Raw genomic sequence first — 11,732 nt, 5'->3', positions numbered from 1 at the left:
CTCACACAAGACGTTCATCCGTCCTCCGTCAGGAGAGCGCGGGCGGCGGCCCGGGCTGCCTCGCGGTCTTCGGGGACCAGGGCCACGCGGGTGCGGCGTTCGAGGAGGTCGGCCTCGTCGAGGGCGCCCTCGTGGCGGACGGCGAAGCGCAGCTCGGCCCCGGTGATCCCGGCGGCGACGGGTTCGAGGAGGTCGGGGCGGCCCGCCGCCTCGGCGAGGACGGCCCGGGCCTCGGTGCCGTAGCGGGCCACCAGGCGGGCGGGCGCGGACGCCTCCGGCCCGGTGGGCGCGCCGGCGCCGACGAGCGGGAGGTTGCGGGTACGGCAGGGCCGCACCGGGAGGGCGGCGTTGGCGGCGGCGGTGTCGACGGCGTCCTCGGCCATGCGCCGGTACGTGGTGAGCTTGCCGCCGACGACGGTGATCACCCCGTCCGCCGAGGTGAGGACGGCATGCTTGCGGGAGAGGTCGGCGGTGTCGCCGCCGCGGGCCCGGAGCAGGGGGCGCAGCCCGGCGAAGGTCCCCAGGACGTCGGCGCGGGTCAGCGGGCGGGCCAGGACGGTGTTGACGGCGTCGAGGAGAAAGGTGACGTCGTCCTCGGGCGCGGTGGGCACGTCGGGCACCGGGCCGTCCTGGGGTTCGTCGGTCAGCCCGGCGTAGACGCGGCCGTCCGGCTGCGGGAGGACGAGGGCGAAGCGGCCCCGGCCGCGGGGGATGGGGATGGTCAGGGCGCTGCGGAGGCCGCCGAAGACCTCCCCGGGCAGGACGAGGTGGCTGCCCCGGCTGGGGCTCAGCCGCACGTCGGGCACGAGCTGCCCGGCCCAGACACCGGTGGCGTTGACGACGGCGCGGGCCCGGATCTCCAGCCGCTCTCCGGTCAGCTCGTCGCGCAGGACGGCGCTGTCGCCGCGCAGTTCCTCGGCGCCGCAGCGGGTGAGGACGCGGGCGCCGTGCCCGGCGGCGGTGCGGGCGAGGGCGACGACGAGCCGGGCGTCGTCGACGAGCTGGCCGTCGTGGGCGAGGTGGCCGCCGCGCAGCCCCTCGGGGCGCAGCCCGGGGGCGAGGTCCAGGGCGCGGCGGCGGGAGACGCGGCGGGCGGCGGGGAGGGTGCGCCCGGGGGTGCCCGCGCTCAGCCGCAGTGCGTCGCCGAGGAGGAAGCCCGCGCGCAGGACGGCCGAGTCGAGGCGGCCGACGGCGTCGTGGAGCGGCAGCAGCATCGGCAGCGCGCGGACGAGGTGGGGCGCGGTGCGGGTGATGAGGAGGTGCCGTTCACGGGCGCTCTCGTGGGCGATGCCGAGCTGGCCGGTGGCGAGGTAGCGCAGACCGCCGTGGACCAGCTTGGAGCTCCAGCGGCTGGTGCCGAAGGCCAGGTCGTGCTTCTCGGCGAGGACGACGCTCAGGCCGCGGGACGCGGCGTCGAGGGCGATGCCGGTGCCGGTGACGCCGCCGCCGACGACGAGGAGGTCGACGTGCGGGTGCTCGCCGAGTTCGCGGAGTTCGCGGGTGCGCCGGGCGGCGTTGAGGGAGGTGCGGGGGTCGGGGGTGCTCACGGGGTCCCCTCCTCGGGGCGGAGGTAGGCGTCGAGCATGTGGCGCAGTTCGGCGGCGAGCCGGTCCTCCGGCAGGACGTCGTCGACGAGCCGCCAGGACTGGACGGTGGTCTGGACGACGAGCATGACCATGCGGGCCAGGGCGGCCGGTTCCCCGGCGCGGATCGAGCCGTCCGCCTGCCCGGCGCGCACCTGCTCCCCGACGAACTCCAGGGCGTTGCGCTGGCTGGAGCCGAGGCGCTGGAAGGTGTAGGTGACCAGCAGCTCCGGCTCGGTGTCGAGGATGCGGGCGAGCAGGGCGTGGTGGCGCAGCGCGCGAACGATGCGGGCGGCTCCGGCGACGAGCCGGGTGCGGCCGTCGTGCCCCTCGGCGGTGGCGTGCGGAACGGCGGCGAGCAGGACGGTGCGCATCTCCCGGGTCAGCAGGTCGCCGACGAGGGTGTCGACGTCCCGCCAGCGGCGGTAGATGGTCGGACGGCTCACTCCGGCACGCCGGGCGATGTCGGTGAGGGTGAGGCGGCGCAGCCCGAACGTGGCGATGGACTCGCGCGCCGCGTCCAGCAGCGTGTCCGCCAGCGGGTCGGCCGCCGACTCGCCGTTCTGCTCGTCCGCCCCGTCAGCCGAGTTACTGATTGACATCATGTGCAACACTGTAACGCATGACGGAACCCACTCACCGCGTCGGCGCGAACACCGACATGTCATGGAACGCCTGGGGCGATCCCGCGCAGGCCACCTCCCTGCCCGAGTCCGTGCGCGGACTCGTCGGCGAGGTGCTCGGCGCCCCCCTGCGCCCGAGCCCGGGCGTCGAGGCGGAGGAGCTCGTCCTCCCGCCCTGCGCACTGCCCGACGCCGCCCGCACCGCGCTGGAGTCCGTGCTCGGCGCCGAGCACGTCCGCACCGACGACGGCGCCCGCGTGCTGCACACCGGCGGCAAGAGCACGCCCGACCTGCTGCGCCGCCGGGCCGGTGACGTCGAGGCCGCGCCCGACGCCGTCCTGCTCCCCGCCGACCACGCCGAGGTCGAGGCCGTACTGCGGGCCTGCGCCGAGCACGCCGTCGCCGTCGTGCCCTTCGGCGGCGGCACCAGCGTCGTCGGCGGCGTGGAGCCCCTGCGCGGGCGGTTCGGCGCACTCGTCGCGCTCGACCTGCGCCGCCTGGACCGGCTCGTGGACGTGGACGACGTCGCCCGCACCGCGACCCTCCAGGCGGGCCTGCGCACCCCGCGGGCCGAGGAGCTGCTCGCCGCGCACGGCCTGACCCTCGGCCACCAGCCGCAGAGCTACGAGTACGCCACCATCGGCGGCTACGCCGCCACGCGCTCCTCCGGCCAGTCCTCGGCCGGGTACGGCCGCTTCGAGGCCATGGTGCTCAGCCTGCGGGTGGCCACCCCCAGCGGCACCCTCGACCTGGGCCGCTCCCCCGGCAGCGCCGCGGGCCCCGACCTGCGCCAGCTCCTCCTCGGTTCGGAGGGCACCCTCGGCGTCATCACCGAGGTGACGCTCCGCGTGCGCCCCCGCCCCGCGGAACAGCTCGACGAGGCCTGGTCCTTCCCCGACTTCGCCACCGGCACCGCGGCCCTGCGGGCCGTGGCCCAGAGCGGCGTGCGGCCCACGCTCGTGCGGCTGTCCGACGAGACGGAGACGTTCGTCAACTCCGCGCTCTCCGGCGAGGAGGCCGTGCCCGGCTGTCTCGCCGTGATCGCCCACGAGGGGGAGGCCGGTCAGGTGGCCGCCCTGCGGGAGCTGACCGCCGCCACCCTGCGGGCCGCAGGCGGCACCGAGCTGGGCACCGAGCCCGTCGCGCACTGGCGGCACAGCCGCTACTCGGGCCCCTACCTGCGCGACGCCCTGCTGGGGGCGGGCGTCCTGGCCGAGACCCTGGAGACAGCCACCACCTGGTCCAACCTGCCGAAGCTGCGGCAGGCCGTCACCGAGGCCCTCACCGGCACGCTCACCACCGACGGCAAGCCGCCCGTCGTCAACTGCCACATCTCGCACGTCTACCCCGAGGGCGCCTCGCTGTACTTCACCGTCGTCGCGGCGGCCGGAGACGACCCGCTGGCCCGGTGGCTGCGGGCCAAGCGCTCGGCGGGGGACGCGATCGCCGCCTGCGGCGCTACCATCAGCCACCACCATGCCGTCGGCGCCGACCACCTGCCGTGGATGGAGGCCGAGATCGGCGGACTCGGACTGGAGGTGCTGCGAGCCGTGAAGGGCGTCCTGGACCCGACGGGCATCCTCAACCCCGGCAAGCTGATCCCGGAGCGGCCGTGAGCGCCCCCGGGCCCGGCGGGCGCGTCCCGCGACGGGTCACGGTCCTGGTCAACCCGGCCTCCGGCGGGCGCACGGGCGAGCAGATCGCCGCGGCGGCGGGCCGCCGGGTCCTGAGCGCCGGGGTCGAGGTCGACGTCGTCGCCGGACGGAACGCCAAGGAGGCCCGGGCCAAGGCCAGAGCGTGCGTCGAGGCCGGGGACGACGTGCTGGCCGTCGCCGGCGGGGACGGCATGGTCCACCTCGCCCTCCAGGAGGTGGCGGGCACGCGCACCGCCCTGGCCGTGCTGCCCGCCGGCACCGGCAACGACTTCGCCCGCGTCCTCGGCATACCCCGGGGGGACCCGCTCGCCGCGGCCGAGGCCCTGCTCGGCGGTGTCCGCCGCACGATCGACCTGGGCCGCGTCACCGGGCCCGGCGGCGCGGAGGGCCCGGGCCACTGGTTCGGCACCGTGATGACCAGCGGCTTCGACTCGCTGGTGCTGGAGCGCGCCAACCGCATGCGCTGGCCGCGCGGCCAGGCCCGCTACCGGCTGGCCATCCTCGCCGAACTGGGCGTCCTGCGGCCCCGCCCCTTCGTCCTGGAGCTGGACGGCCGGCGCGAGGAGGTGGAGGCCACGCTGATCGCCGTGGGCAACACGACGACGTACGGCGGGGGCATGCCGATCTGCCCGCACGCCGTACCGGACGACGGACGGCTGTCCGTCACGGTCGTCCCCGCCCTGAGCCGCGCCAAGCTCGTGCGCTACTTCCCGCTGATGCAGAGCGGCGGCCACGTCGAGCGGCCGGACGTGCGCACCTTCCACACCCGCGGTCTCACGCTGGAGACGGCCGACATGCTCGCCACGGCCGACGGCGAGCCGCTCGCGCGGCTGCCGGTGCGCGTGGAGGCGGTACCCGGCGCCGTCGACGTCATCGTGCCCGCGTCCGCCACGGGCGCGGGACGGGATGTCGGTGCGGGCCGCTAGCCTCCACTGATATGAGCCACTCAGAGGTACGGGAGCTGCAGAACGCGCTGAGCACCGCGGGCGACATCGTGTTCAACCTGGAAGCGCAGCCGCCCGCCGACCAGCTCGACGAGGTGGCGGACGCCCTGCAGCGCGCGCTCGGCGCCGTGCGCGCGCTGCAGGGCGCCCACGGCGGCACGACGGGCTGCCGGGAGCACCCGATGGGCGCGGTCGACCCGCTGTACGGGGACAAGGAGGATCCGCTTCCGCCGGGCTGGGGCAAGTGCCTGCTGTGCAACGACCGGCGCCGCCGCGCCATGACCGACCGCCGCCGCTACCACCGCTGAGCGGTGGGGCGCCCAGGAGAGGCCGTTTCAGAAGACCGACCAGTCGGAACGGGTGGTGAAGTCCTCCAGGGCGGCCATCGCCCCCACCGAGTTCCCCACCGCGTCCAGCCCCGGGCTCCACGCGCACACCGCTCCACGTCCGGGTACGACGGCGAGGATGCCGCCGCCCACGCCGCTCTTGCCCGGCAGCCCGACGCGGTAGGCGAAGTCCCCGGCGGCGTCATAGGTGCCACAGGTCAGCAGGACGGCGTTGATCCGCTTCGCGTCGCTCCGGCTGAGCAGCCGGGTGCCGTCGGCCCGCACCCCGTGGCGGGCCAGGAAGCCGCCCGCCAGGGCCAGGTCCCGGCAGTCCGCGGCGATCGAGCAGTGTGCGAAGTAGTGCGAGAGCACCTCGTCCACCGGGTTGTGCAGATTGCCGAACGAGGCCATGAAGTGCGCCAGGGCGGCGTTGCGGCTCCCGTGCGCGGCCTCGGAGGCGGCCACCGACGGGTCCACCGCGAGGTCCGGGTTGCCGGACTCGGCCCGCAGCAGGTCGACCACCGCCCCGCCGGCGTCCCCGGTCAGACTCAGCAGCGCGTCGGTGACGACGAGGGCGCCCGCGTTGATGAACGGGTTGCGCGGCACGCCGTGCTCGCTCTCCAGCTGGATGAGCGAGTTGAACGGGTTCCCCGACGGCTCGCGCCCCACCCGCCGCCACAGCGCGGTGCCGCCGTGGGCGAGGGCGAGGGCGAGGACGAACAGCTTGGACACGCTCTGCACCGAGAACGGCTTGCGCCACTCCCCCACGCCGTGGACCTCACCGTCCACCGTGGCCAGGGCCATGCCGAAGTCGCGCGGGTCGGCGCAGGCGAGTGCGGGAATGTAGTCGGCCGGGGCACCCTGCCCCAGCACCGGCAGCGCGGCGTCCCGGGCCCGGGCGAGCAACTCGTCGTAGATCACCGGCCCATTGTCACCGCCGAACGGCGCGGCGGGCGGCAGGGGTGCGTCAACGGTCGGCGGTGCGGATCTCGAACCAGGTGGTCTTGCCACGCGGCAGCAGGTCCACCCCCCAGCGCTGGGAGCGGCGCTGCACGTGGGTCAGCCCGCGCCCGCTGATGTCCAGGTCGCGCACCGGCAGCAGACAGGGCAGCCCGCGCGAGGGATCGCGGACCTCCACCCGGATCCAGCCGCGCCGACGGTACATCCGCAGGGTGAAGTGCTCCGCCCCGGTGTGCCGCACGGCGTTCCCGACCAGCTCGGACACGAGCAGCACCGCGTCGTCGGTCACGGACGCGGAGAGCCGCCACCGGCCCTGCAGCACGGAGGCCGCCAGTCGGCGGGCCAGCCAGGCCGACTCCGGCCGGTTACGGAAGGCCACCTCGTCCTCGGTCGGATCACCCAGCAGTTCCAGCGCGTTGGCCTGATCCGCACTCACGACGGCAGGCTCCACACACGGGGCCGCCCTCTCCTCCAGTCCCGCCATGGCCCCATCATGACGGCGATCGGCGCTCCGCGTGGCCGACTCGGTGGAATCCGCAACCACCCGAGGCGCAGGAGTCGCTGCCGGCGCACGTCGTCGACGACCGACGCGTCCAGCGCGGCGCGCACGAGAGCCGCCGCGAAGCGTGCGACGTCCTCGTCGGCCACCAGGCCCGCCAGCCTGCGCGGGTCCTGGGAGAGTCCGAGGCGTTCCGCGCCCCGGCGTACCTTGGTGCCCGGAGTCGCGCGGGAGTTCGACGCCGTCCCCGAGCTGGGTCACCGTGCGCTCGTCGTAGCGCCGGTAGCCTCGGCCGTCTCCCGCTGCCCGCCGCTCACCGCTCCGCCCTCCGGGGGCGGCGGGGGCCCGGCCCCCCGCGGCGTGCGGGGAGCCGGGCTCTGGCGGACGCACCGGCGTCCGGCGGACATGGGCGAGCGACGCCCGGCGCAGACGCGGACGGGCGACGCCCGGCGGCTCAGCGGAACTTGGCCTTGCCCGGGCCGTCCTCGACGAAGCTGCGCATCCCGGTCTCGCGGTCCTCCGTGGCGAACAGCCCGGCGAACCAGTTGCGTTCGATGGCCAGACCGGTGTCGATGTCGGCCTCCAGACCGAAGTCCACGGACTCCTTGGCGGCCCGGAGGGCGATCGCCGGGCCCTGGGCGAGCTTCGCGGCCCAGGCGTGCGCCTCCTGGTAGACCTCGGCGGCCGGGACCACCCGGTCGACGAGCCCCATGGCGAGCGCCTCGTCGGCCCTGACCTGACGGCCGGTGAAGATGAGGTCCTTGGCCTTGGACGGGCCGACCAGCCGGGACAGCCGCTGGGTGCCGCCCGCGCCGGGGATGAGGCCGAGCAGGATCTCCGGCTGGCCCAGCTTGGCGTTGTCGCCGGCGATCCGGATGTCGGCGCACAGCGCCAGCTCGCAGCCACCGCCCAGGGCGTAGCCGGTGACGGCGGCGACGACGGGCTTGGGGATGCGGGCGACGGCGGTGAAGGCGTCCTGGAGGCCACGGGATCGCGCGATCATGGCCGCGTGGTCCATGTCGCGCATCTCCTTGATGTCCGCGCCGGCCGCGAACACCTTCTCGCCGCCGTAGAGCACCACGGCGCGCACGTCGTCGCGCCGCGTGGCCTCCGCGGCCAGCTCACCCAGCCGGTCCTGGGTGGCGATGTCGAGGGCGTTCATCGGCGGCCGGTCGAGGCGGATGGTGCCGACGCCGTCGGCGACTTCGAGATTCACAGTCATGGCGGCAGGGTAACGCCCGTTAACCCGGGTGTCCCCCGCCGCCCGCTGTGAGCCCGCCTACGCCCGCCACCGGACGACGGGGACTACCGGCCCCACGTGCTCCAGTCCAGGTTCCAGCCGTTGAGGCCGTTGTCCGGGGCGATCGTCTTCTCCTTGCTGTTCTTCACGACCACGACGTCCCCGACGATGGAGTTCTTGTAGAACCAGGAGCCGGCCGTGGAGGTGTCGGCGCCGCCGCGGCGGTCGAAGAGGCCCACGCAGCCGTGGCTGGTGTTGACGGAGCCGAACGTGGGCTCGCCCGCCCAGTAGTTGCCGTGGATGAACGTGCCCGAGGTGGACAGCCGCATGGCGTGCGGCACGTCCTTGATGTCGTACTCACCCTCGAAGTCGACGGTGTCGCCGTTCATCCGGGTCACCTTGTGCTTCTCGCTGATGACCATCTGCCCGTTCCAGGTGGGCGTGGCCGGCTCGCCCGCGGTGATCGGGATCGTCCTGACGACCTTGCCGTCCCGCTTCACGGTCATCGTCTTCTTCTCCGCGTCCACCGTGGAGACCATGGAGCGGCCGATCGTGAACTTCACGTCCTTGTGCTGCACGCCGTAGACGCCGTCGGCGGCCTCGACGCCGTTCAGCCTGAGGCTCAACGTCACCTCCGTGCCGGGCTTCCAGTACTCCTTCGGCCGGAAGTCCAGCCGCTGGTTGCCGAACCAGTGGCCGCGGACCTCCACGCCCGGGTCCGCGGTGACCTCGACGCCTCCCTGGACGGCCTCCTTGTCCTCGATGGGACGGCTGAACCGCAGCGACACGGGCATGCCGACGCCGACGGTGGTGCCGTCCTCGGGGGTGAAGTAGCCGACGAAGGTGTCCCCCGCGACGACGGTGGTGAACGTGGCGTTCTTCGCCGCCTTGCGGCCGTGCTGGTCCTCGGCCACCGCCTCGACGTGGTATTCCGTGCCGGTCGCGAGCGCGTGGTCGGGCCGCCAGCCGGAGCCGTCCTCGGTGATCTCCCCCTCGACCGCGCTGCCCTCGGAGTTCTGGACGGTGACGTCGACGAGCCGTCCGCCCTTCGCCGTCACCTTCAGCGCGCCCGTCGTCGCGACGCCGTCGGCGCCGTGCTCGGGCGCGATGGCCACCGTCGCCGTCGAGGGGCCGTCCGGCACCTCGGTCGACTTGCCCGGCTTCTCCGGGCCGCTCTTCGGCTCGTCCTCGCCGCAGCCGGTCGCCAGCAGCGTCAGCCCCAGCAGGACGGCGACCAGCCCGCGCCCCCCACGGCTTCTGCGTATCCCTATGCCCCGCACCTAGACCCTCCGGTGTGCATTCGCTCCCCGACCGCCCCTCACGGCCTGCCGCGCTTCACCGCGCGAGCACGTCACCGAGTGAATCTCACGAAGATCACGGCGACCCCACGCGGTCTGTCACCGTTCCGTCGCAGAATCCCCGCAGTCCTGTAAACCTCGCGATCCGTTCGGCGCAATCGCACGCCGCCCGGGGTGAGCGAAGTCCTCCGGGCGGGAAGAATCGCCCGGAGACCACCCGCCGCGGGGGAGGCGAGCCGATGACGCAGGAGCCGGGCAGCACGGCGATCGGAGAACGCGACCGCGAGCCGGAGCGCCGCCGCGGCCCCGCCGCCGACGGGCGCCCCGTCCGGCCCGGGCCGCCGCCGGAGGTCTGGCCCGGCAGCCCGCAGCCGCTCGGCGCCCGCTACCGCAACGGCCCCGGTGGCGTCCCCGGCACCAACTTCGCCCTGTGGGCCGGTGGCGCCGAACGCGTCGAGCTGTGCCTCTTCGACGACACCGGGCGCGAGACCCGCCACGGGCTGACCGAGCTCACCCACGAGATCTGGCACGGCTTCCTCCCGGGCGTCCACCCCGGCCAGCGCTACGGCTACCGGGTGCACGGCCGCTGGGACCCGTGGTCCGGCGCACGGTGGAATCCGGCCAAGCTGCTCCTCGACCCCTACGCCCGGGCGGTCGACGGCGAGTTCACCCTGCCCCCCGAGGTCTACGGCCACGTCCGGGACTGGCCGCACCAGCACCTCGCCGACACCGTGCGCGACGAACGCGACTCCGCGGCCTTCGTCCCCAAGGGCGTCGTCGTGCACGACGGCGCGCCCGCAGGGCCGCCCGGCAGCCCGCCCGACGACGACTGGCGCGACGACCGCCGCCCGAAGACGCCTTGGGCCGACACCGTCCTGTACGAGCTGCACGTGCGCGGCTTCACCATGCGCCACCCCGAGGTCCCCGAGCACCTGCGCGGCACCTACGCGGGCCTCGCCCACCCGGCCGCCGTCGGCCACCTCGAACGGCTCGGCGTCACCGCCGTCGAGCTCCTGCCCGTCCACCAGTTCGCCCACGAGGACCACCTGTTGCGCCGCGGCCTGCGCAACTACTGGGGCTACAACTCGATCGGCTACTTCGCCCCGCACGCCGCCTACGCCGCCTCGGGCACCCGCGGCCAGCAGGTCGGCGAGTTCAAGCGCATGGTGCGCGCCCTGCACGCAGCGGGCATCGAGGTCATCCTCGACGTCGTCTACAACCACACCGCCGAGGCCGGCGAGCTGGGCCCCATGCTCAGCCTGCGGGGCATCGACAACCGCGGCTACTACCGCCTCGCCGGCGACCCCCGCCGCTACGCCGACTACACCGGCTGCGGCAACACCCTCCACGTCGTCCAGCCCCAGGTGCTGCGCCTCATCACCGACTCCCTGCGGTACTGGGTGCAGGAGATGGGCGTCGACGGCTTCCGCTTCGACCTCGCCGCCGCGCTGGCCCGCTCCATGCACGACGTCGACATGCTCTCCCCGTTCCTCGCCGTCATCGCGCAGGACCCGGTGCTGCGCCGCGTCAAGCTCATCGCCGAGCCCTGGGACGTGGGCAACGGCGGCTACCAGGTCGGCGCCTTCCCGCCGCTGTGGACGGAGTGGAACGACCGCTACCGCGACGCCGCCCGCGACTTCTGGCGCGGCGCCCTCCCCGACGTCCGCGACCTCGGCTACCGGCTCTCCGGCTCCAGCGACCTCTACGCGTGGGGCGGGCGGCGTCCCTACGCCTCCGTCAACTTCATCACCGCACACGACGGTTTCACCCTGCGGGACCTCGTCAGCTACCACCAAAAGCGCAACCTGGCCAACGGCGAGGACAACCGCGACGGCACCGACGACAACCGCTCCTGGAACTGCGGCGCCGAGGGCGAGACGGACGACCCGGACGTGACCGCGCTGCGCCGCCGCCAGCTGCGCAACCTCATCACCACGCTGCTGCTGTCCACCGGCGTGCCCATGCTCGTCGCCGGAGACGAGATGGGCCGCACCCAGGGCGGCAACAACAACGCCTACTGCCAGGACAACGAGACGAGCTGGGTCGACTGGACCCTGCTGGACGACCCCGGCTGGCGCTCCCTGTACGAGCTCACCGCCCGCCTCATCCGGCTCCGCCGCGCCCACCCCGTCCTGCGCCGCCGCGCCTTCTTCTCAGGCCGCCCGCACGGCCCCGACGGCCTGCGCGACCTCGCCTGGTTCACCCCGCGCGGCACCGAGATGGCCGAGTCCGACTGGTACGCCCCCGGCTCCACGCTCGCCATGTACCTCTCCGGCAACGACATCCCCAGCCGGGACGAGCGGGGGCGCCCCGTCACCGACGCCAGTTTCCTCGCCGTCCTGCACGCCTCCTTCGAGCCGCTCACCTTCCCCCTGCCGGGACGGCCGTGGGCCACGTCCTACGAGCTGCTCGTGGACACCGCCCACGAGACCCAGGCCCGGCCGCCGGGCACCGTCCGCCCCGCCGGGACGGCCGTCCCCGTGAGCCCCCGCTCGATACACCTCTACCGTGCCCTGCCCTGAGGATTCACCTCACCGCCGCGCAGCGCAGCGGGAGAGCGGCCCCGTCCATCCGTCCGGTACATGACCGGCGTTCGTCGCCACG

Annotated in this window: 10 protein-coding genes; 4 read left to right on the top strand and 6 right to left on the bottom strand. The window is 74.5% G+C overall.

What is annotated here, in order from left to right; translation table 11 throughout:
* Positions 1–14 precede the first annotated feature (14 nt).
* Positions 15–1,547 (bottom strand): glycerol-3-phosphate dehydrogenase/oxidase, encoded by a 1,533-nt coding sequence (locus tag HPT28_RS02255; RefSeq protein WP_219088659.1) that lies wholly within the window; start codon positions 1,545–1,547, stop codon positions 15–17.
* Positions 1,544–2,188: a TetR/AcrR family transcriptional regulator gene (locus HPT28_RS02250; protein WP_219088657.1), complete on the bottom strand. Its 645-nt coding sequence runs from the start codon at positions 2,186–2,188 to the stop codon at positions 1,544–1,546. The genes HPT28_RS02255 and HPT28_RS02250 overlap by 4 nt, the downstream gene beginning before the upstream one ends.
* 17 nt (positions 2,189–2,205) lie before the next feature.
* Here HPT28_RS02250 and HPT28_RS02245 point away from each other — a divergent pair, with 17 nt between their 5' ends.
* From HPT28_RS02245 to HPT28_RS02235, 3 genes are read left to right on the top strand one after another with little or no spacing between them, the layout of a single operon-like run.
* Positions 2,206–3,822 (top strand): FAD-binding oxidoreductase, encoded by a 1,617-nt coding sequence (locus HPT28_RS02245; protein ID WP_257577935.1) that lies wholly within the window; start codon positions 2,206–2,208, stop codon positions 3,820–3,822.
* On the top strand, positions 3,819–4,787 hold the full coding sequence (locus HPT28_RS02240; RefSeq protein ID WP_219088655.1) for a diacylglycerol kinase: 969 nt from the start codon (positions 3,819–3,821) through the stop codon (positions 4,785–4,787). The genes HPT28_RS02245 and HPT28_RS02240 overlap by 4 nt, the downstream gene beginning before the upstream one ends.
* 11 nt (positions 4,788–4,798) lie before the next feature.
* Complete coding sequence (locus HPT28_RS02235; RefSeq protein ID WP_219088653.1) at positions 4,799–5,113, top strand: hypothetical protein; 315 nt, start codon at positions 4,799–4,801, stop codon at positions 5,111–5,113.
* 27 nt (positions 5,114–5,140) lie between these two features.
* On the opposite strand, the gene HPT28_RS02230 is transcribed toward HPT28_RS02235, so the two are convergent.
* The 4 genes from HPT28_RS02230 to HPT28_RS02215 all read right to left on the bottom strand — a co-directional run bounded on the left by HPT28_RS02230 (position 5,141) and on the right by HPT28_RS02215 (position 9,110).
* Positions 5,141–6,052: a glutaminase gene (locus HPT28_RS02230; RefSeq protein WP_219088651.1), complete on the bottom strand. Its 912-nt coding sequence runs from the start codon at positions 6,050–6,052 to the stop codon at positions 5,141–5,143.
* A 46-nt stretch (positions 6,053–6,098) separates the two neighbouring features.
* Positions 6,099–6,527 (bottom strand): ATP-binding protein, encoded by a 429-nt coding sequence (locus HPT28_RS02225; RefSeq protein WP_308119041.1) that lies wholly within the window; start codon positions 6,525–6,527, stop codon positions 6,099–6,101.
* Between the two features lie 517 nt (positions 6,528–7,044).
* Complete coding sequence (locus HPT28_RS02220) at positions 7,045–7,812, bottom strand: enoyl-CoA hydratase/isomerase family protein (RefSeq protein WP_219088648.1); 768 nt, start codon at positions 7,810–7,812, stop codon at positions 7,045–7,047.
* Positions 7,813–7,895: 83 nt separating this feature from the next.
* Positions 7,896–9,110 (bottom strand): Ig-like domain-containing protein, encoded by a 1,215-nt coding sequence (locus HPT28_RS02215; protein WP_308119040.1) that lies wholly within the window; start codon positions 9,108–9,110, stop codon positions 7,896–7,898.
* A gap of 257 nt (positions 9,111–9,367) precedes the next feature.
* Between HPT28_RS02215 and glgX the strand changes: the two genes are divergently transcribed.
* Entirely contained in the window at positions 9,368–11,650 is a 2,283-nt protein-coding gene (gene glgX / locus HPT28_RS02210; protein ID WP_219088646.1) for a glycogen debranching protein GlgX, read from the top strand.
* Positions 11,651–11,732 lie beyond the last annotated feature (82 nt).

It is taken from the genome of Streptomyces sp. JJ38, from assembly GCF_019303475.1.
In the GTDB taxonomy this organism is placed as follows: Bacteria; Actinomycetota; Actinomycetes; order Streptomycetales; family Streptomycetaceae; genus Streptomyces.
Note: the sequence above shows the minus strand (reverse complement) of the source record. Positions and strands in the feature narration are given on the sequence as shown.

Coding starts and splice junctions, on each gene's coding strand:
- glgX (WP_219088646.1), top strand. CDS start 9,368: ATGACGCAGGAGCCGGGCAGCACGGCGATCGGAGAACGCGACCGCGAG.
- HPT28_RS02235 (WP_219088653.1), top strand. CDS start 4,799: ATGAGCCACTCAGAGGTACGGGAGCTGCAGAACGCGCTGAGCACCGCG.
- HPT28_RS02245 (WP_257577935.1), top strand. CDS start 2,206: ATGACGGAACCCACTCACCGCGTCGGCGCGAACACCGACATGTCATGG.
- HPT28_RS02250 (WP_219088657.1), bottom strand. CDS start 2,188: ATGATGTCAATCAGTAACTCGGCTGACGGGGCGGACGAGCAGAACGGC.
- HPT28_RS02220 (WP_219088648.1), bottom strand. CDS start 7,812: ATGACTGTGAATCTCGAAGTCGCCGACGGCGTCGGCACCATCCGCCTC.